Source organism: Polaribacter sp. 2405UD43-2, from assembly GCF_058147125.1.
The window spans coordinates 1-22461 of record NZ_JBYVJX010000003.1 but is presented as its reverse complement, the minus strand read 5'-3'; the positions used below and the strand labels follow the sequence as shown (position 1 = coordinate 22461).

The window sequence follows — 22461 nt, the reverse complement described above, 5'->3', positions numbered from 1 at the left end:
GTTTTTACAACTTATATTAATTCTTTTAGCGCAATTGCAAATGCTGTTTCGCTAATATTAAATCTCGATCCGTTTTTTGCAAACGTTCTTTTTAATGCTTTTTTTATCACTTTTGATGTATCATCAAAAATAGCTTTGTCAGACATTTCTACTTTTTTCTCCATAAAATAAGCAAAGACTCTTGCCATACCACAGTTAGAAATAAAATCTGGAATTAAACTTACTTTTTTGTCTGTATCTTCCATAATAGATCCAAAGAAAATTTCTTTATCTGCAAACGGTACATTTGCCCCACAAGAAATTACCTCTAAACCTGTTTCAATCATTTGATTAATTTGCTCTTGTTTTACCAATCTTGATGCTGCACATGGCGCAAAAATTTCGCAAGGCAAACTCCAAATACGTTTACTCATTTCATCAAAAGAAATCATATTTTCTGCAATCAAGGTATTGCCATGTTTTCTTAAAAAAAATGTTCTAATTTCTTCAAAAGTAAATCCATCTTCATTTATGACCCCTCCAACTCTATCTATGATTCCTACAATTTTAACGCCCATTTGAGCTAAATAAAATGCAGCTGCAGAACCTACATTTCCAAACCCTTGAATTACAGCTCTTTTTTCAGAAATATTACCTCCATAAATACTATAATAATGTTTTACAGCTTCTGCAACCCCAAAACCAGTAATCATATCTGCTACTGTATATTTTTTCGAAATATCGGGTGAATATTTTTCGCTTTCTATGACTTTTATCACCCCATGACGCAATTGCCCAATTCTGTTAATTTTATCAGCTTCTGTAGGCTTAAAATGCCCGTTAAAAACACCTTCTTGCGGATGCCAAACACCACTTTCTTCTGTAATAGGAATTACTTCATGAGTTTCATCTACATTTAAATCTCCTCCTGTTCCATAATAATTTTTTAGTAACGGAGAAACTGCTTTAAACCATCTTTCTAAAACACCTTTTTTACGAGGATCTAAAGGGTCGAAATTTATACCCGATTTTGCACCTCCAATTGCCGGACCAGAAACCGTAAACTTCACTTCCATTGTTTTTGCTAAAGACAAAACTTCGTTCATGTCCAAACCTTTACGCATTCTTGTTCCTCCACCAGCAGCTCCACCTCTTAAAGAGTTTATCACTGTCCAACCTTCTGCTTCTGTTTCAGAATCTTTCCAATTAAAAACTATTTCGGGTTGTTTATTTTCGTATTTTTTTAATAATTCTTTCATAATAAAATTTTAAATAAATTAACTTTTTGTTTGTTTAAACAATTTTAAATTTTCATTTAAATCCCCTTCTGGGGAAAAGTTACAATTGATTCATTTACAAATTTTTTAGAAATATTATTAATTTGATTGCCGACAAATTTAATGTAAAAAAATGAGCGCTCAAATTTTTTATTTTGTTGATTTAAGGATTAAAAACAACTCCTGAAGAATGATCTTTTTTAGCCCCTGTAACACTTGATAAGCAATTTACCTGATTATCAGACTTCAACAATCCTAAAAAGGCAAAAATCAAAGCTTCCTTATAATTGATTAGTTTTATATGTGGCAATACAATTTTAGTTTTAGAAAGAATTTCTATCCTTTTTATTAAAAATGCATTAAAAGCGCCACCACCAGTAATTAAAACAGCATTATTTTTAAAAATGACTTCACTAATTTTAATAGCAATATGCTCTACAAAAGTTCTTAATATTGATGGAATATCTGTTTCTAAACCATCTATCAAAGGAAAAATGTTTTTTTGCACCCACTCTAAACCTAATGATTTTGGTGGTATTTTTTGATAAAACTCTAGCGCATTTAACGCATTTAAAAGTTGGTAATTTATTTTTCCTTTAGAAGCTATTTTGCCTGATGCATCATACTCCAAACCAACTTTATTTGCATAATAGTTTAAAACAATATTAACAGGACAAATATCAAAAGCAATTCTTTTATTTGCTTTTTTAAAAGAAATATTAGAAAAACCACCAAGGTTTAAACAAAAATTATAATTATCAAATAATAGCTCATCACCTATTGGCACTAAAGGCGCACCTTGCCCTCCCAATTTTACATCTTGAGTTCTAAAATCGCAAATAACTTTTTGTTTAGTAATACTCGCTATTTCTTTACCAGAACCAACTTGAAGTGTGATTCCTTTTTGAGGTTGATGCAAAACTGTATGACCGTGAGAAGCAATAAAATCGATTTTCTGAATAGAAAATTGATCAATAAAACGCTGAATAACATTACCCAATAAAACCCCATAGTTTTTATCTAATTTTCTTAAATTTTCAGAAGAATAATGAATTGATTCTTGTAAAACACTTTTCCATTCATCAGAATAAGCAACAGTTTCTGCATTCAAAATCTTAAAGTTTTTGTACTTTTTTTTATCAAACTTTACATAAACCAAATCTACTCCATCTAAAGATGTACCAGACATTACTCCAATAACAAAAACGTAATTTGTATTCATAATATGTAAAAATAACAAAACTCCATTAAAAATATGTTACGAAATCGATATCTTTGGTACTTTATATTACGAATTTAACAAAAAAACTTACAGATGAATTTTAGCTTAACAGAAGAACACATTATGATTAGAGGTGCTGCAAGAGATTTTGCGCAATCAGAATTATTACCTGGTGTTATAGAAAGAGATCATAAGCAAGAATTTCCGCAAGAACTCGTAAAAAAAATGGGAAATGCTGGTTTTCTAGGAATTATGGTTGACCCAAAATACGGCGGAAGCGGAATGGATGCAATTTCTTACATCTTAATAATGGAAGAACTTTCTAAAATTGATGCCTCTGCTTCTGTTATGGTTTCCGTTAACAATTCTTTAGTTTGCTATGGTTTAGAAGCTTACGGAACAGAAGAACAAAAACAAAAGTATTTAACAAAATTAGCAACAGGACAATATTTGGGTGCATTTTGTTTATCGGAACCAGAAGCGGGTTCTGATGCAACTTCGCAAGCCACCACTGCAGAAGACAAAGGAGATTACTACCTAATTAACGGAACAAAAAACTGGATTACAAATGGTGGACGTTCTGATGTTTATTTAGTAATTGCGCAAACAGATAGAGAAAAAGGACACAGAGGAATCAATGCTTTTATTATAGAAAAAGGAATGAAAGGTTTTCATATTGGTCCCAAAGAAGACAAATTAGGCATTCGTGGTTCAGACACACATACCTTACAGTTTAACGATGTAAAAGTACCCAAAGAAAATAGAATTGGTGATGATGGCTTTGGATTTAAATTTGCAATGAAAACGCTTTCTGGCGGAAGAATTGGAATTGCTGCACAAGCTTTAGGAATTGCTTCTGGAGCTTACGAATTAGCTTTAAAATATTCTAAAGAACGTAAAGCTTTTGGGACAGAAATTTGCAATCATCAAGCAATTGCGTTTAAATTAGCAGATATGGCAACCGAAATTGAAGCCGCAAGAATGTTAGTTACAAAAGCTGCTTGGGACAAAGACCAAGGCAACAATTACGATATGTCTTCTGCAATGGCAAAACTATACGCAAGTAAAGTTGCTATGGAACAAACTGTTGAAGCAGTTCAAATTCACGGAGGAAATGGTTTTGTTAAAGAATACCATGTAGAGCGTTTAATGCGCGATGCAAAAATTACGCAGATTTACGAAGGCACTTCAGAAATTCAGAAAATAGTAATTTCGAGAGGCGTTATTAGAAGTTAAAATTTACACCTTTATATAGAACACAAAAAAATCCATCTTTTTTAGGTGGATTTTTCTTTTGGGCGCAACCTTACAGGTCAGGCTTTTCGCACTCGCTTTTTATTCATTCTTCATAAAAGAGCTCAAACAAAGCTTCAATCCTTTGCGCAGGCGTATTTGCCAACTATATTTCTAATTCAATATTATAGAGTTGCAAACCAGAAGCAGGCGCAATATTCCTCATAAACTTTCTGTCATTATCTTCTTTTAAAGAATTTCTGATAAAATTTAAATCAAGATTTCCTTTTCCTAATTCAAAAAGTGTAGCCATCATCAATCTAATTTGATAACGTAAAAAACCTTTTCCTTTCACTTTAAAAACATAAGATTTTTCAGGAAAAAAGTTAGCTGTTAAAATGGTATTCTCTACAATTTTACAAGAATTTATTGTTCTTTTAAAAATTGTATTTACTGAAGGTTTTGTGCAATATTTATGAAAATAATGCTCACCTTCAAAGAGTTTTGCACCTCTTATCATTAAATCTACATCCAAAATCTCATCAACATTAACCAGAAAAGGAGCAGCAAAAGGATGATTTTTATAACCAAAAGAAAAATAATAATGATATTCTTTTATTTTAGAAACATTAATTACATTAAAGTTTTTGTCAACTTCTTCTATAGATATCACTCTAAAATCTGGAGGAAAATTAGAGTTCAAAGATTCTGTAAAAGAAACTTCATCAATTAATTCATCTACAAAAAGCTGCACAAAATAACAATTAGCTGAAACTTTTGCGTCAGTTCTTCCAACACCAATTGTTTTAAAATTAAAGTTTTCAAAAACAAACGATAAAGATTTATCAACCATATCATGCAATGTTTTTGCATTGGTTTGTTTTTGCCATCCAGAAAAACGGAAACCTAAAAATTGAATCTTAATAAGGTAAGAAAACGAGTGTTTCATAACTCAAAAATACAACGAATTCATTTTTTTTACTAAAAGTGCATTTTTATTGATATCACAATTTTAAACTTTATTATACACATACACCCTCTTTTATGCACCACATAAGTTTGTCAAAATACATATTTATCAAAATAACCCCTATTTTTTTGATAGTTAAAAATTAAAATAATCTATTTTAAAAACATTACCCCCTAAAAATAAAATAGTTTTATATACTTTTGACACGTTCAGCAGAAACACAACTAAAAGAACAAACATTATGAAAAAAATCATTTTTACTTTATTATTAGCAACTAGCCTAATAATAACTGGACAAGAAAAAGAAAACAAAGGAACTTTCACTTTAAGTGGTAGCGTAGATGTATATCATAGCAGTAACTTAACTAAAAACTCTTTAGGTACAGTTGGAGTCTTATCTGATGTACCTGCAAACGGTTTTGGTTTAGGAATGGTAAATACAATTTTTGCTTACGAAAAAGAGAAAGCTGGTGTTGTAGCAGATTTAGCTTACGGACCAAGAGCTAATGCCGCAAATGCATATAAAGGAGCCATTAATCAATTATACGCATACTACAAAGCAACAAACAATATAACAATTACCTTAGGGCAGTTTAATACTTTTTTAGGGTATGAAGTAATTTCTCCTACAGGAAACTTTAACTACTCAGTATCTTATTTATTTAATGCAGGTCCTTTTTCGCATACTGGTTTAAAGGCAGATTATACAGTTTCTGAAGATTTATCTTTTATGATTGCAGTAACAAATCCGCACGGAATTGCAGCAGGAGCAAATCCAACTAACAATTATCAATTAGGATTTCAAACAAGTTACAAAGAGCAAAATTTTAACTTAGCTTACGGTGCAGACGGTTTTGGGTTTACAGATGTCTTGTACTTAGATTATACAGGTGGCTTTAATTTATCTAACTCTTTTTTTATAGGCATTAATGCAGGTTATTCTAAATCTAAAAAAGCGGAGGCAGGCTACCAAGGAGCAGCTTTATATTTACAAAACACTTTTTCAGATACTCTTTCTTTAGGATTTAGACCAGAGTTTTTTACAACCACATCTAAAACCAGAAACGTAAGTCAATCTGCTTACACATTTTCAGCTAAAAAATTATTAACATCAAGCTTAAACATCATAGCAGAAGTAAGGTATGACACTTCTAACAAGGTTACCTTCTTCGGAAAAAACAACGTTACAGGAGCTACTGTAGCTGCAATTTACTCATTTTAAATAACAACAATAAAACTTTTAATTATGAAAAAAATAGAAGCAATTATTAGAAAATCAAAATACAGAACTGTAAGAGACGCCTTACATAAAGTAGGAGTAAAATTTTTCTCTTATTGGGATGTCACAGGAATTGGACACGAAAAAGAAGGACACGTTTACAGAGGTGTTAGCTATAGCACAAGCGATATTCAGAGAAGAATATTATCAATTGTTGTAAACGATGAATTTGAAGAAATTACAATTCAAACAATTCTTAAATCAGCAGCAACAGGAGATGTAGGTGATGGAAAAATTTTTGTATCCGACATTAATGAAGCTTACAGAATTAGAACAGGAGAAAAAGGAGGAGACACATTAAACTAATCATTTATACAAAAACAATTATGGAATTATTTACAATAAATAATGTATGGATGATGATCTGTACAGCACTGGTTTTCTTTATGCATTTAGGTTTTGCATTTTTAGAGATTGGCTTAACAAGACAAAAAAACACTTTAAACATATTATTTAAAAACATATTTATTATCACTGTTGGGCTTCTATTATATTGCCTAATTGGTTTTAATCTTATGTATCCAGGTTTTACTGATGATGCTTTTGGGATACTAGGCTCTGCAGGTTTAGGGCTTTCATCTCCTTTAACAGCAGAAGGCACGTTAGATTTAACATACAATAGTGGTTATACATATTGGACAGATTTCTTATTTCAAGGAATGTTTGCAGCAACAGCAGCAACCATTGTTTCTGGTGCAGTTGCAGAAAGAATAAAAATTGGTCCTTTTATGATTTTTACAATAATCTACATAGGCTTTGTTTACCCAATTGCGGGTTCTTGGAAATGGGGAGGAGGATTTTTAGACAAATTATCAACTCCTTTTTACGATTTTGCTGGCTCTACATTAGTTCACTCTGTTGGAGGTTGGGCTGCAGTAGTAGCTGTTTGTTTACTAGGACCTAGAATAGGCAAATTTAAAAATGGAAAAATTCAAGCAATTCCTGGGCATAATATCCCTTTAGCAACAGCAGGAGTATTAATTCTTTGGCTTGGTTGGTTTGGCTTTAACGGAGGTTCTGTGCTTTCTGCAGATCCAACATTAACCTCATTAACATTAGTCACCACTTGCTTAGCAGCTGCTTCAGGAGGAGTTTTTGCCTCATTAACATCTACAATAATGTATAAAAATTTAGATTTAACGATGTTTTTAAATGGTATTCTAGGAGGATTAGTAGCAATTACAGCAGGTGCAGACCAAATGTCGCCAACAGATGCAATTCTAATAGGAGGTATAGCTGGATCTCTAATTGTTTTTGCTGTCAGTTTAATTGATAAACTAAAATTAGATGATCCAGTTGGAGCCATTGCAGTACATTTAATTTGTGGAATTTGGGGGACTTTAGCTGTCGGTCTTTTTGGAAATCTTGCTAGTGTAGATCAATTTCTAAGCCAAATTATAGGGATTGTTAGCTATGCTGTTTTCTGTTTGTCAACTTCATTTATCATTATTTTCACTTTAAAGAAAACTATGGGAATAAGAGTTAGCGAAAGAGAAGAATTAGAAGGTTTAGACACATATGAACATGGTATGGATGCTTATCCTGACTTCCGTTTAAACGAACATTAATGTAAACTAATTAAAAAAAATAAATTCACATAGCATTGTTACTATGTGAATTTATTGCTTAAAAAAATAACGATTTAGCAATATTTTTAATCAAAACTATCATATTTATATTTTTTAAATAAAAAATATAAATTTTAGTAAATTTACTACAACGTTATCGTTATTTTATTAAATTATTTTCATTAAAATCTTTATTTTTGTGAATATTATATAATTTATATGAAGCAGCAAGGACTATATTTACCAGAATTTGAACACGAAAATTGTGGAGCAGGGTTTATTTGTAACCTTAATGGAGAAAAAACGAATCAAATTATACATGATGCGTTAGAAATTTTAGTAAAATTAGAGCATAGAGGTGGTGTCAGTTCAGATGGAAAAACTGGTGATGGTGCTGGTTTATTAATTGATATTCCTCACAAATACTTTAAAAGAGTTTGTAACTTTTCTTTACCTAAGCAAAGAGAGTATGCTGTTGGGATGGTTTTTTTACCAAAAAATACGAATCAATATAATTTTTGTAAAACTACTTTCGAAAACGAAGTAAATGCCCAAGGACTTTCTGTTTTAGGATGGAGAGAAGTACCTGTAGATTCTTCTCAGTTAGGAGAAATCGCGCTAGCTTCAGAACCAAGTATAGAACAATTCTTTATTGGAAAAACTGAAGAAATTGACGAAGCTACTTTTAAAGCAAAATTATATGCCGCAAGAAAAATAACTGAGCATACTATTAGAGAATCAAAAATTTCTGAATCTCATTATTTTTACGTTCCAAGTTTATCTATAACTACCATTATCTATAAAGGTATTATTATGCCAGAAGATATTGGTCCTTATTATAAAGATTTACAAGAGGCAGATTTAGTAACGCGTTTAGCCTTGGTACATCAACGTTTTTCTACAAATACAATGCCCACTTGGGAGCTTGCGCAACCATTTAGACATATGTGTCAGAATGGAGAAATTAACACTTTACGTGGTAATGTAAGTAGAATGCGTGTTCGCGAAGAAATAATGAAAAGTGATGTTTTTGGAGAGCAGATTGACAAGTTATTTCCAATTATTTTACCAGGTAAATCAGATTCCGCTTCTATGGATATGGTGGTTGAGCTATTAACTCACACAGACAGATCTTTACCAGAAATTATGATGATGATGATTCCTGAAGCTTGGGAAAAACACAAAACAATGTCACCAGAAAAAAAGGCTTTCTACGAATACAATGGCTGTATAATGGAACCTTGGGATGGACCTGCTTCTGTACCTTTTACTGATGGAGATTATATTGGCGCTTTACTAGATAGAAACGGTTTAAGACCATCTAGATATACGCTTACCAAAAGCGGAAAATTAATTATGTCATCAGAAGTTGGTGTGGTAGATATTGATCCATCAGATGTAGAAAAACACGGTAGATTAGAACCAGGTAGAATGTTCTTGGTAGATATGAATGAAGGTAGAATTATTGATGATGAAGAAATAAAAAGCAAAATTGTTTCAGAAAGACCCTATCAAGAATGGTTAGATAAAACACGTTTGCATTTAAAAGATGTTCCTAATACTAGCAAAACTTGTCCTATAGAAACTATTGATATAAAAACGCGTCAACGTTTGTTTAATTACACGTTCGAAGATATTCAAGAGGTAATTACACCAATGGCTCAAAACGGAAAAGAGGCTTTAGGTTCTATGGGAATTGATACTCCTTTGGCAGTTTTATCAGACAGACCTCAATTAATATCAAATTATTTTAAACAATTATTTGCACAAGTTACCAATCCGCCTTTAGACGGAATTAGAGAAAACATTGTAACAGATATTAGTTTAAACTTAGGTAAAGACAGAAATATTTTTAGCATTACAGAAAGACAATGTAGAAAACTAAGAATTCAAAATCCAGTAATTTCTAATATCGATTTAGAAAGAATCAGAAATGTTGGGGTAGAGAATTTTAATTCTGAAACTATTCAAATGCTTTACCCAAAAGCACAAGGTTTAAATGGTTTAGAAGATGCTTTAGATGCTATTATTAAACAAGTAGAAAAAGCTTTAGAAAGAAAAACAAATATTATTATTCTTTCAGACAGAGGTGCCAACCAAGAGTTTGCTCCAATTCCTGCTTTATTGGCGTGTTCTTATGTAAACCATCAATTAAACAGATTGCGTAAGCGTTCTTATTTCGACATCATAATCGAATCTGCAGAACCACGTGAGCCTCATCATTTTGCAACTTTATTTGGTTATGGAGCAAGTGCCATCAATCCATATATGGTAAACGAAATTATCAGAATGCAAGTTAAAGAAGGTTTTATTACTGATATGGATGAGCAACAAGCAGTTGATAATTTCAACTTTGCTATTGGTAAAGGTATTTTAAAAGTGATGAATAAAATAGGAATCTCAACATTACATTCATACAGAGGTTCACAAATTTTCGAAATTGTAGGTTTTAACTCACAATTTGTAGAAAAATATTTCCCATATACAGCCTCAAGAATAGAAGGAATAGGTTTGTATGAAATTGAAAAGGAAATTGATCAAAGATACAAACAAGCTTATCCAAATAATCAAATTGATAAAAAATTAGGATTAAATATTGGAGGAGAATACAGGTGGAGAAGAAATGGTGAGCGTCATTTATTCAATCCAACAACGGTTGCAAAATTACAGCAAGCTGTAAGATTGAGTGATCAAAAAAGTTATGATGTCTATTCAAAAGCCATCAACGAACAATCAGAAAGTTTAATGACCATTCGTGGTTTATTTGAATTTGACAACTTAAATCCAATTCCTTTAGAAGAAGTAGAACCTTGGACAGAGATTGTAAAACGTTTTAAAACAGGTGCAATGTCTTATGGTTCAATTTCACGTGAAGCCCACGAAAATTTAGCCATTGCTATGAACAGAATTGGAGGTAAATCTAATTCTGGTGAAGGTGGTGAAGATAGAAAACGTTTTCAAAAAGATAGTAATGGAGATAGTAGAAACTCTGCAATTAAACAAGTTGCTTCTGGTAGATTTGGAGTAACATCACATTATTTAACAAATGCCAAAGAGATTCAAATAAAAATGGCGCAAGGTGCTAAACCAGGTGAAGGTGGTCAGCTACCAGCGCACAAAGTGTTACCTTGGATTGCCAATGCAAGAAACTCAACACCTTTTGTGGGTTTAATTTCTCCACCACCACATCATGATATTTATTCTATTGAAGATTTAGCGCAATTAATTTACGATTTAAAAAATGCAAATCGCGAAGCAAGAATTAATGTAAAATTAGTTTCTGAAGTGGGTGTAGGTACCATTGCTGCTGGTGTTGCCAAAGCAAAAGCAGATGTTGTTTTAATTTCTGGTTACGATGGTGGTACAGGAGCTTCTCCGTTAACATCATTAAAACACGCAGGTTTGCCTTGGGAATTGGGTTTATCCGAAGCACAACAAACCTTAGTTTTAAACGATTTAAGAAGTAGAATTGTTGTAGAATGTGATGGACAGCTAAAAACAGGAAGAGATGTTGCTATTGCAGCTTTATTAGGTGCAGAAGAATTTGGATTTGCAACAGCTCCTTTAGTAGCTTCTGGTTGTATTATGATGCGTAAATGCCATTTAAACACCTGCCCAGTTGGTATTGCAACACAAGACAAAGAATTGCGTAAAAACTTTAAAGGCACCCCAGAACACGTTATTAATTTCTTTTATTATGTAGCTGAGGAATTAAGACAAATAATGGCACAACTTGGTTTTAGGTCTTTAGCAGAAATGGTTGGGCAAACACATAAAATTAATGCCAATAAAGCCATTAAACATTACAAAGCAAAAGGTTTAGATTTATCTAGTATTTTGCACAGACCTTCTTCTTATAAAGAGATGACCATTAGAAACACAGAAAAACAAAATCATAATTTAGAAAATGTTTTAGACTTTACAATATTAAAAGACGCTCATAGAGCTATGTATCGTAAAGAAAAAATGAACTTAAACTATCCTATTAAAAATACAGATAGAACTGTTGGAGCAATTGTTAGTAACGAAATTTCTAAAATTTACGGTCATTTAGGTTTACCTGAAGATACATTAAATATCAATTTTACAGGTTCTGCAGGACAAAGTTTTGGTGCCTTTGGTGCCTTTGGATTAACATTTACTTTAGATGGTAACTCCAATGATTATTTAGGAAAAGGACTTTCTGGAGCAAAATTGATTGTTAAAAAACCAGCCAATGCAAATTTCATTGCAGAAAATAATATAATTGTAGGTAATGTTTGTTTGTTTGGTGCTGTTAATGGGCAAGCATATATTAACGGAATTGCAGGCGAGCGTTTTGCAGTTCGTAATTCTGGAGCAACAGCAGTTGTAGAAGGTGTAGGAGATCATTGTTGTGAGTATATGACTGGTGGTAAAGTTGTAGTTTTAGGAAAAACTGGTAGAAACTTTGCGGCTGGTATGAGTGGTGGTATTGCCTATGTTTACGACCCCGAAAACAAATTTGTAAACGGTCTTTGTAATACTGAAACAATTGAATTTGAAACACCCTCTGAAGAAGATGCTGCCGATTTAAAAGCATCCATAGAAAAACACGTTTTATATACTGATAGTAAAAAAGGAAAAGCATTATTAGCAGATTGGGAAACTAGTTTAAACAACTTTGTGAAAGTAATGCCAACAGAATACAAACGTGCTTTAATACGTTTAGAAACGGAAGAACCAATGGTAGAAGAATTAACAACAGCATAGTATTTTGTTGGTAGTTTATGGTTATTAGTTTAAAACTAGGTTTTAGAATTAAACTAAAACAATTACACAATTCAACGATTACACAATTACACTTTACAAATGGGAAAAGTAACAGGATTTAAAGAGTTTGAAAGACAAGATGAAAAATACACATCTGTAAAAGATCGTATTAAAAATTATAAAGAATTTACAGTTCCGCTTTCTGAAAAAGAAATTATAAAACAAGGTTCACGTTGTATGGATTGCGGAATTCCTTTTTGCCACAGTGGATGTCCTTTAGGAAATCTAATTCCAGATTTTAATCATATGGTGCATCAAGGTGAATGGCAAAAAGCTTCCTGGATATTACATTCTACCAATAATTTCCCAGAATTTACTGGAAGATTATGCCCTGCTCCTTGCGAAAAATCGTGTGTTTTAGGTATTATTGAAGACCCAGTATCCATAGAAAATATAGAAAAAAATATTGTAGAACGCGCTTTTAAAGAAGGTTGGATTAAACCACAACCTCCAAAAACAAGAACCGAAAAAACAATTGCTATTGTAGGTTCTGGCCCTGCTGGTCTAGCAAGCGCGCAACAATTAAACAGAGCAGGTCATACAGTAACTGTTTTTGAAAGAGATGATGCTATTGGTGGATTATTACGTTACGGAATTCCGAATTTTAAAATGGAAAAAGGAATTATTGATAGACGTGTTGCTATTTTAGAAGCAGAAGGTATTACTTTTAAAACCAATGTTAATGTTGGCGTTAATTATGATGTTAAAGATTTAAAATCTTTTGATGCTGTGGTTCTTTGTGGTGGAGCAACTGAAAGGCGAACTTTACCAACCAAAGGTATAGATGCTGATGGTGTGGTACAAGCTATGGATTTTTTAACGCAACAAACAAAAGTTGTTTTTGGTCAAAAAATAAAGAATCAAGTTTTAGCAACTGATAAAAATGTGATTGTTATTGGTGGAGGAGATACTGGCTCAGATTGTATAGGAACTTCTAACAGACAAGGTGCAAAATCTGTGGTAAATTTTGAAATTATGCCTAAACCTCCTGGTCATCGTTCGCCAACAACTCCTTGGCCTTTTTGGCCATTACAATTAAAAACATCTTCCTCTCATCAAGAAGGAGTTGAACGTAATTGGTTAATCAATACTAAAGAATTTATAAAAGATAAAAACGGAAAATTAACTGCTTTAAAAACAGTAAATGTAGAGTGGAAAATGATTCCAGGTCAAAGACCTCAATTAATAGAAATTGAAGGCACAGAAAAAACCTGGCCTTGCGATTTAGCGTTTTTAGCTTTAGGTTTTACAGGACCAGAAAGTACTTTGGCAGACAAATTAGGTATAGAAAGAGATGCACGTTCTAACTATAAAGCTGAGTACGGAAAATATCAAACAAACATTCCTAATATTTTTACAGCAGGTGATATGCGCCGTGGGCAATCTTTAATTGTTTGGGCAATTTCTGAAGGTAGAGAAGCTGCACGTCAAGTAGATATTTATTTAATGGGGAAATCAGAATTACCATCAAAAGATATTTCTGGCGATTTAGTTAGTTTGTAACTATTTCTCTTTAACAAAAAAAACACTCCTAAATGGATATCCATTTAGGAGTGTTTTTTTTGTACAAATTAAAATGATTTTATTTTGTGATTAGGATTGCATCCCCTACTTTTCTTTCTCCTTCTATGTCTGATGATTTTCCTGTTTTTTCTCCGTTTACAATCATCATACTAGAGCCACCACCATCTAAATTAAATGCACTTTTACAATTAAGACTTTGCATAATTTTTGCCATTTCTGTAATTGATGCTCCAGCTGAAACTTTAGGCTGACGCCCATAAACAACCACTAAATACACTTTTTTATTGTTGGTAATACCAATTGCCGTTCTTGGATGCCTTCTAACAACCCAGCCATGATAAAATCCGTTTCTGTTTTTAAAACTATTACTAGCAATTGCTGCTTTATCTTTTTTATCTACAAACTCATCTGAAACTTGTAATGTTTTAAATTGAGTTTCGAATCCTTCTTTAAATCTTGCTTCGTTATTAATTTTATAGTCTCTTATTAAAGTTGGTCCACCGTTAACTGCATAAATATTATTGTTTAAAGGAATGATTCCTTCATCACTATCTACATTAAGGTTTAAATGAATGCTATCTCCTTTTTTTATAAGGTTTTTTAATTTTTGTATGTAAACTCCTGTTAACTGAATGGTATGCCCATTTTCAGGAATTAACATTCCTCTTTTATTCTGTATAATTTCAACTTTTCCTTGTTTATTTACAGCGATTTCTACGCCCTCACCTTTGTCGCTAAAATTTCCAAAATCATTATTAAAAACTATAATTTCATTTGGATTATTACAAACAAAATCGTGCGCAGCAATTGTAGGAATAGAATCTGTTGTATTACCACAGTTTAATATTTTACCTGGCGACCTATTAACTCCGTTAATATTAAAAACATTTTTATTGACCACCAATTTCATCTCATTTTTAACATTATGCGCTACATAGATATTGTTTTTGTTGTTATTTATAATTAAAGCAGACCTACCATTTGTTGCTTCGCTTACTAATTTTCCGTTTATAATTGATATTCCTGCAGGTTCGCCATTTACGCCAACTTTATTATTCCAAGCAAAAAAACCAGCATTAACTGCTGCAATAGCGTTTAATCTTTTTGCCATTGAAGATGTATATTCTTTTCCTTTAATTTCACTTTTACCTAATTCAGAAAACAACTTGCCTTTAAACTTTTTTAAATCTATTTCTAATATACTTACATCAAAAGGACCAGTTGTAGGGTTACCATCTTCAGCAGTATATCTTACCGCAAAATTTATCTGACTATCACCTAATTTATTCTTTATTTTAGTTGCTTCAGCTTTAGTATTATACTTGCCTACTCTAATAATATTTCCTAAAAACTCATTATGAGGCCCTTTTTCTGAGGATGTTTCTATTCTGTAAGAGTATCCTAATTCTTCGAGTTTTTTAATCAGTTCTTTTTCATCCTTTTCAGAAACAACACCAGATGACAATGTATAGTAATCTTTGTTAGAAATTGTTCCTCTTTTTACTTTAAAAAAAAGTAATCCTTCAGTTAATTCTTTGCTTTTTATTTTTTGAACAAGATTTGGACTTCCTAATAATAAATCGGGTAATTTATTTTGATGAGAATCTGAACAAGAAAACAAAAAGCACCCAAATACTAGTAGTTTTAGCTTAAAGTATTTCATATTTGAATTTTAAAATATTTTGGTTTTGTTTATTTAATAAAAGAAAAGGGATTAAAGTTCTAAACTCTAATCCCTCTTACAAATAATCAATTAACTCAAAAGTTTTAAATTATTTTTTATTTGATTTTAAACTTAAGTTCAATTTTATTTAGTAACCAGGATTTTGAGCTAACCCTGCAAGAACTACCTCTCTTTGAGGAATTGGTAAAAGATACTGTTTTACATCTGTTACATTAGATAGTCTTTCAATTGCTTTTCCTGTTCTTACTAAATCATACCAATAAAAACCTTCAGCATAAAATTCTCTTTGTCTTTCATCTAAAATAGCGTTTAAAAAACTATCTGCATCTGTTGCAGTAGCTGCACCTAGACCTCTTTTAGTTCTTAATTGATTTAATCTTGATAAACCAACAGGATACCCTTGAGCTTCTGCACTAATTAAATACATTTCTGCTAACCTACTAACAACTACAGGAAGATTTCTACTTTCTGTATATTTATTAACAATTTTTTGGCTCTTAAAAATAGTTAATGTAGCTGTTTTTCTTGTGTCTGTTGCAGTATACAAATTGTTAAATATATCTGTAGTTGGTGCATACTGTTGAGAACCTGAAACTGGGTGATCATTTGGATTAAATTTTTCGTATTGTTTTACCAACTCAATAGGATTAAAATTATTTCCTAAAGAAAAGATTACCTCTTTATTACCTTTATTACTAAATATTGATGCAAAATTAGCTGATAAAGTAAAGTTACCATTCACAGAAGAAATTACATTTTCTGCCATAGTTTTTGCTCCAGTTTTATTTCCTGTAGCAATATATACTCTTGCTAGCAATGCTTGCACAGCCTCTTTAGAGACATAATTTTCTTTGCTAAAATTATTAGCTAAAGATAAAGCTGCTGTTAAATCTTTTGTAATAAACGCCCAAGTATCTGCTGCAGAACTTCTTTTAACAATTTCTTTTGTATTCTCTGGTAATAAAGGCACACCTCCAAAACGAGTAACTAAATAATAATAAGCTAAGCTACGCAAATATAAAGCTGTTGCTTTTTCATTATTAAAATCTTCTTTTAAATTATCTATTACTTTTAGAGTTACATTTGCGTTATAAACTATCTTATAAAGATCTAACCACCAAATTTCTGTTTGCGTTGCATTTAATTTATTTCTTACATAATTTACTTCTGCTCCTGCAAATAATGGAGTTGCAACAAAATGATTTGCTAATAAATCAAAATCAATAAATCTTTTACCAATACCAACTGTAGATTTGTTGTAAACTCCGTTTACTAATTGTGGTACATCTGCACTAGTTAATTGTGATGGGTCTATACTTTCTTCTGGAAACAAGTTCAATTCACTAGAACAAGATACCGTAAAAAGCGACAAAAATAATATATATATTAAGTGATGTTTTTTATATAATTTCATAATTGCTATATTTTAAAAGTTTAAATTTAATCCAAGAATAACTGTTCTAAGTGGTGGAGCTGTTAAAAAGTCTGCACCAAAAGTTCTTGGGTCTGAACTATCTGAAGCTTCTGGATCATACCCAGAATACTTTGTAAACGTAAATAAATTACTACCTGTAACATATAATCTAAAATTATCTATAGACCACTTGTTTACAATTTTTTTAGGAAGTGTATATCCTAAAGTAATATTTTTTACTCTGAAGAAAGAACCGTCTTCTACCCATCTAGATGAAGCTTGATTATTATGATCAGCTGCGCCTGTACCTTTAGATATTGCTCTAGGTATGGTATTACTTGTTCCAGGACCTGTCCATCTATTAGTTGCTGTTTCTTTTAATTGACCAAATACAGAAAACCCTAAACCATCTACTCCACCACCAACTCTAATAGAACCAGCTGATCCTCCTGCTAAATAACCACCAGATCTCCAAGCAGCATAAATATCATTTCCTATTGAGAAACTAGAGAATATTGATAAATCTAAATTTTTATATTTAAAAGTATTATTAATACCACCAAATATATCTGGGAAAGCATTTCCTACTATTTGTCTATCATTGGCATTTATCAATCCGTTTTTATCAACATCTTCGTAAATTACATCTCCTGCACGCACTCCATTAGCTGCTAATTTTGCTGGTACATCAGAATCTGATTGATAAATTCCTATTTGTTTTAATAAATATATTGCTCCAATAGCTTCACCTGTTTTTAAAACATTATATCCTAATGGTAAGGGCTCATCACCAATTAATTCAGTTAATTCATTACTTGCTGTAGATAAGTTAAAGGTAGAATTCCAGGTAAAATTATCTTTGTTTATAATACTTGCATCTATACCTAATTCAAATCCTTTGTTTTTTAAGCTTCCAATATTTTCAGATACTGTTGTAAATCCAGCTGTACCGTGTTCAGGTCTATCGTATAATAAATCATTTGTTTTACGTGTATAATAATCCATTGTTAACTTAAGCTTACTATCTAATAAATGTAAGTCTAAACCAAAATTAACTGCACTTGCTTTTTCCCAAGTAAGATTTGGATTTTTTGGTTGATTAGAAGTTATTCCACTACTACCTAAATAATCTGACCCACCAGAAACTAACGCTAATGAACTATAATTACCTATACTACTTGTGCTACCTGTAACACCGTAAGAAGCTCTTAATTTTAAGAAACTTACTAATGATTCTTTATTAAAGAAATCTTCGTTAGACATTATCCATCCTCCAGAAATAGAAGGAAAGTTTCCATAACGCTTTCCAGCTGCAAATCTAGATGATCCATCTCGTCTAAATGCTAAGTCTAAAAAATAACGGTTTTTATAAGCTGCAGATACTCTTCCTAAATATGAGTCTAAAGCATTTTCTGCTTTTAATCCTTTTGCAAATTGTTCTGCTGCAGACGAAATAGCTTTAAATGATGGTGAAGGAAAATTTCTTGCATCTATTAAAGAAGATTCTATGACTTGTTTTTGATAAGAGTGACCTGCTGTAAAATTTAAGTCTAAATCATCCCAAGATTTTTTATAATTAAACAAGTTCTCTATTAAGATATTTGTAAGAATATTTCTAGAATCAAATATTTGTCCGTTTACATTTCTTCCTCTAGGATGAAGTGGAGATCTATAAGTTTTATCATGATAAGTTCCATAATCCATATTAAAAGATGGCGTATAAGTAAAGCCTTCAAATGGTTTAATTTCTGTAAAGAAATTTACAATTCCTCTATAGGTTTTATATTTAGAATCTTGTTCATTTACTACTTGAACACCATTGTGTCTTGTTAAAGTTGCAGAACCACCAATATTATAAGTACCATCTGCATGATATGGTCTGTCTGCAGGTCTTTGTTCTAAAGATCTTACTAACAACCTTAAACCACCTTCATGACTGGCAACCCTACTATTAACACTATAGTTACCAATAATGTTTGCTCCAAATTTTACAACATCGTTAAATTTGTGTTCTAAATTAAGTTTGGTTGAGTATCTTTTAAAGCTACTTTTCTTAAACCACCCTTCTTGATCAAAAAGACCAAAAGAGGCATAATATTTAGTGCTCTCATTACCACCATTTACAGATATATTATGATCTTGAATTGTTGAAGCTGAGTTTGTTATACCTCCTGTCCAATCGTACTCAGTTTTACCTGGAGCTAATGGATTCGCCAAAGGTGCAAGAAAACCAGTATTCCCCGATGTTAAACCTTTATCTTTATTAAAGTTACTTCTAGCTTCATTATTAACTTCTAACCAAAGAGCTGTATTAGCGGTTTGTATTTTTTGAGGTGCAAATTGAATACCTGTATAAGAAGAAAAACTAACTTTTGCTTTTCCTGTTTTTCCTTTTTTAGTAGTGATAATTATAACTCCGTTTGTACCTCTAGAACCATAAATTGCTGTAGACGCAGCATCTTTTAAAACATCAATATTTGCAATATCATTTGGATTTAATAACGCTAAAGGACTTTGGTTGTTAACACCACCAAAAACACTTTCATTTAATGTTGAAGGATCTGAATTATTAATAGGAATTCCATCGATTACAATTAATGGTAAATTATTACCTTGCAAAGATCCTATACCTCTAATATTTATTCTTTGTTGCCCTCCTGGATTACCAGATGTAGAAGCAATTTGTACACCAGAAATTCTTCCTTGAAGCACATCGTCTGTAGAAAGAAAACCTGATTTTTCTGTTTTTGCAACATCTACACTAGATATTGACCCTGTTACTTTTCTTTTACTTGTTGTACCATAACCTACAACTACTATTTCATCTAAACTAGATGCGTTTTCTTGTAATTGAATGTTAATTTTAGATTTTCCGTTAACAGGAACTTCTTTAGTTGAATATCCTATAAAAGAAACAACAAGTATTGCATTTTTATCTGCCACTTTTAAAGAAAAGTTTCCATCAAAATCTGTACTAGTTCCATTGGTTGTTCCTTTTTCTATAACACTTGCACCTGGTAAAGTTTCTCCATTTGCATCTACTACAGTCCCTTCAACATTAAAAGCTACTTCCTCAATCGATTTCGTAATATTTTTATTAAAAGCAGCCTTGCTTTTCTTAACAACAATTGTATTGTTAGCGGTAAACTCATAGTTACATGCTATAGGTTCTAAACCTTTATTTAAAAGATCTTTTACTAAAATAACACCTTGTTTTAACTTTACCTTTGGAGCTTTTAAAACCAAATCATCATTATAAATAAATTTATAATCTGTTTGCTTTTGAATTATTTCAAAAATTTCTTCGACAGCAATAGTTTTATCTGTATCAATTTTAATTTTTGCATTTTGCGAGTATGCAATGTTGGTATTAAAACTAAAAGCTGTTGTAAAGCATAAGAATAAAAATGTCTTCATAATGTTTTCTAATAATTTTCTTTTGTTAAAGAATAAAAATTGTGTAAAAATAATTTTCATAAAATTGCATTTTAAATTAATTAATATTTGATTAGTAATATTTAAATTCAGAATAAAATTGAAGTATTAAACAACTCTTTTTATTCATTTTTTTATTCAATAATAATGGTGTTATTTTCTATTTTATAGCTAATTTCATTTGTTTTTTGAATGTAATTCAATACTTTATCAATGGTAATTTCTCTATCTAACACACCTGTAAACATTTTATTCTCTTTATTAGAGTTATTAAAAACATACTCAATATCATACCACCTAGATAGAGTTTTCATTATCTCTTTTAATGTTTTGTGCTTAAAACTAAAATACCCTTGTTTCCAAGCAATTTCATCAAATAATTTTGTGACTCTTTTTTTCTCAAATTTTTGATTTGTAACATTCATAAGAGATTGTTCTAATGGCTTTAAATACTTAGACTCAATGCCATTACTTACTGTTACTTTACCTTCTACTAAAGTTGTAGTAATCTCTTTTTCATCTTGGTAAGATTTGATATTAAATTCAGTTCCTAAAACTTCTATTTCTTGAATTCTAGTTTTAACCTTAAACAAATCACCATTATGTTTTGAACTTTCAGACACATCAAAATAAGCTTCACCATAAACCAATTCTACCATTCTTGGTTCTCCTTTTATAAATGATATAGGATATTTTAATTTAGACTCAGAATTTAACCAAACTTTTGTCCCATCAGAAAGTTCTACAAAAAATTGACCTCCTCTGGGTATTGTTAAATAATTGTATTGAATGGAATGTTTTTTTGATTTTGAATTAGAATCGTAAACTAACTTATCTCCAGTTAAAGTTTTACCCTTAAGTTTTAGTTTTTTTCCTTTATTTAAAGTAATAATAGAACCATTTTCTAAAGTTAGAATGGCTCTATCTGTTCCAGGCTTTATTGCAGTTTTTTTAGTAGTAGAAACAATATTTTTTTTATCTTCTTTTAAATTGTACTGATTATAAACAATGCCTAAACCAATAAAAACAACAAGGATAGCTGCATACTTTAAAAAAGATTTAATTTTTTTTAAACTCTTTTCTTTTCGTTCTTTTTTAATTATTTGTAAAACTTTTTCACTTTCAACTTTAGAATCAAAATCAAGCATATTTACATCTATTAAATAATTAATTTTTATATAATCTTTAAAGGTTTTATCTTTTGATTCTTCTTTTAACCATTCAGTCAATTTAATAACTTCATATTTAGAAGCCGACTTTGTTAAATACTTAGATAATAAAATTTCATATTTATTACTTAACATTATTTATCCTACATTTTACTTTAGACGCATAGTTTTTATAATACACGTACTTTTTTATACTCTTTTTTTTAAAATAAAATGTATTTTTATCTTTTTAAGTGAATAATGGATTTTTCAAATAACACTATATTAGTAAATCAATTACAAAAAAGCAATCATAAAGCATTAGCTTTTTTAATGAATAAATATCATCATTCACTTTGCTTATATGCATATACTTTATCAAATGACACAGAAAAATCAAAAGATATAGTTCAAAATGTTTTTCTAAAAATTTGGGAAGAAAGACATAAGTTTCAAGACATAAAATCTATGAAAAGCTTTTTATATAAATCTGTTTACAATAAATTTATTGATCAATGGAGAAAAGATAAAAAGATGTTCTTAATAGAAGCTAGACATTTTGATTCTCTCGAAGAAATCATCATCAACAATGACGATGAAACAATAAACAAACAAATGTCTTTAATTATGACAGAAATAGATAAACTTCCTGCCAAATGCAAAGAAACTTTATTATTAAGTAAAAAAGAAGGTTTAACTAATATCGAAATAGCTAGTTTTATGAATGTTTCAATACGAACTGTTGAAACACAAATAAGTAAAGCTTACAAAATACTTAGAACAAAATTAGATTCTAAAATTAACCTTGTATCATTCTTATTATTTGGATTTAAAAAAATTGATAAAAATCAAATAATTACATAAAAAAACCTCATATCGATTGATATGAGGTTTAAGTTTCTGAAGATGTTTCAGAAAAAAGAAAGGCGGCGACCTA

The 22461-nt window shown here is 30.8% G+C and carries 14 protein-coding genes; 7 read left to right on the top strand and 7 right to left on the bottom strand.

Annotated elements, in window-relative coordinates; translation table 11 throughout:
• Positions 1 to 11: 11 nt before the first annotated feature.
• Both ACY2RX_RS05300 and ACY2RX_RS05295 read right to left on the bottom strand, forming a co-directional pair.
• Entirely contained in the window at positions 12 to 1238 is a 1227-nt protein-coding gene (locus tag ACY2RX_RS05300) for a Glu/Leu/Phe/Val dehydrogenase dimerization domain-containing protein (protein WP_490102931.1), read from the bottom strand.
• Positions 1239 to 1419: 181 nt separating this feature from the next.
• The gene (locus ACY2RX_RS05295; protein WP_490102930.1) at positions 1420 to 2478 is read right to left on the bottom strand and encodes an anhydro-N-acetylmuramic acid kinase; all 1059 of its coding nucleotides are present in this window, start codon (positions 2476 to 2478) and stop codon (positions 1420 to 1422) included.
• Positions 2479 to 2571: 93 nt separating this feature from the next.
• Here ACY2RX_RS05295 and ACY2RX_RS05290 point away from each other — a divergent pair, with 93 nt between their 5' ends.
• A complete protein-coding gene (locus tag ACY2RX_RS05290; RefSeq protein WP_490102929.1) occupies positions 2572 to 3714 on the top strand; it encodes an acyl-CoA dehydrogenase in 1143 nt (380 codons plus the stop codon).
• A 163-nt stretch (positions 3715 to 3877) separates the two neighbouring features.
• On the opposite strand, the gene ACY2RX_RS05285 is transcribed toward ACY2RX_RS05290, so the two are convergent.
• Positions 3878 to 4660, bottom strand: coding sequence for a tRNA pseudouridine synthase A (locus ACY2RX_RS05285; protein ID WP_490102928.1), 783 nt, complete (start codon positions 4658 to 4660; stop codon positions 3878 to 3880).
• A 262-nt stretch (positions 4661 to 4922) separates the two neighbouring features.
• Between ACY2RX_RS05285 and ACY2RX_RS05280 the strand changes: the two genes are divergently transcribed.
• From ACY2RX_RS05280 to ACY2RX_RS05260, 5 genes are all read left to right on the top strand, one after another.
• Positions 4923 to 5903: an outer membrane beta-barrel protein gene (locus tag ACY2RX_RS05280; protein ID WP_490102927.1), complete on the top strand. Its 981-nt coding sequence runs from the start codon at positions 4923 to 4925 to the stop codon at positions 5901 to 5903.
• Between the two features lie 24 nt (positions 5904 to 5927).
• A complete protein-coding gene (locus tag ACY2RX_RS05275) occupies positions 5928 to 6266 on the top strand; it encodes a P-II family nitrogen regulator (protein WP_490102926.1) in 339 nt (112 codons plus the stop codon).
• A 20-nt stretch (positions 6267 to 6286) separates the two neighbouring features.
• On the top strand, positions 6287 to 7528 hold the full coding sequence (locus ACY2RX_RS05270) for an ammonium transporter (RefSeq protein ID WP_490102925.1): 1242 nt from the start codon (positions 6287 to 6289) through the stop codon (positions 7526 to 7528).
• Between the two features lie 219 nt (positions 7529 to 7747).
• A complete protein-coding gene (gltB, locus tag ACY2RX_RS05265) occupies positions 7748 to 12259 on the top strand; it encodes a glutamate synthase large subunit (protein ID WP_490102924.1) in 4512 nt (1503 codons plus the stop codon).
• Positions 12260 to 12358: 99 nt separating this feature from the next.
• Complete coding sequence (locus tag ACY2RX_RS05260) at positions 12359 to 13822, top strand: glutamate synthase subunit beta (RefSeq protein WP_490102923.1); 1464 nt, start codon at positions 12359 to 12361, stop codon at positions 13820 to 13822.
• A 79-nt stretch (positions 13823 to 13901) separates the two neighbouring features.
• Here ACY2RX_RS05260 and ACY2RX_RS05255 read toward each other — a convergent pair whose 3' ends face one another.
• The 4 genes from ACY2RX_RS05255 to ACY2RX_RS05240 form a co-directional block, all read right to left on the bottom strand.
• Positions 13902 to 15506, bottom strand: coding sequence for a phosphodiester glycosidase family protein (locus ACY2RX_RS05255; protein WP_490102922.1), 1605 nt, complete (start codon positions 15504 to 15506; stop codon positions 13902 to 13904).
• A 148-nt stretch (positions 15507 to 15654) separates the two neighbouring features.
• A complete protein-coding gene (locus tag ACY2RX_RS05250; protein ID WP_490102921.1) occupies positions 15655 to 16941 on the bottom strand; it encodes a RagB/SusD family nutrient uptake outer membrane protein in 1287 nt (428 codons plus the stop codon).
• A 12-nt stretch (positions 16942 to 16953) separates the two neighbouring features.
• Entirely contained in the window at positions 16954 to 20418 is a 3465-nt protein-coding gene (locus ACY2RX_RS05245) for a SusC/RagA family TonB-linked outer membrane protein (protein WP_490102920.1), read from the bottom strand.
• 92 nt (positions 20419 to 20510) lie between these two features.
• The gene (locus tag ACY2RX_RS05240; protein ID WP_490102919.1) at positions 20511 to 21680 is read right to left on the bottom strand and encodes a FecR family protein; all 1170 of its coding nucleotides are present in this window, start codon (positions 21678 to 21680) and stop codon (positions 20511 to 20513) included.
• 105 nt (positions 21681 to 21785) lie between these two features.
• Between ACY2RX_RS05240 and ACY2RX_RS05235 the strand changes: the two genes are divergently transcribed.
• Positions 21786 to 22388, top strand: a complete 603-nt coding sequence (locus tag ACY2RX_RS05235) for an RNA polymerase sigma factor (RefSeq protein ID WP_490102918.1) — start codon at positions 21786 to 21788, stop codon at positions 22386 to 22388.
• Positions 22389 to 22461: the final 73 nt, after the last annotated feature.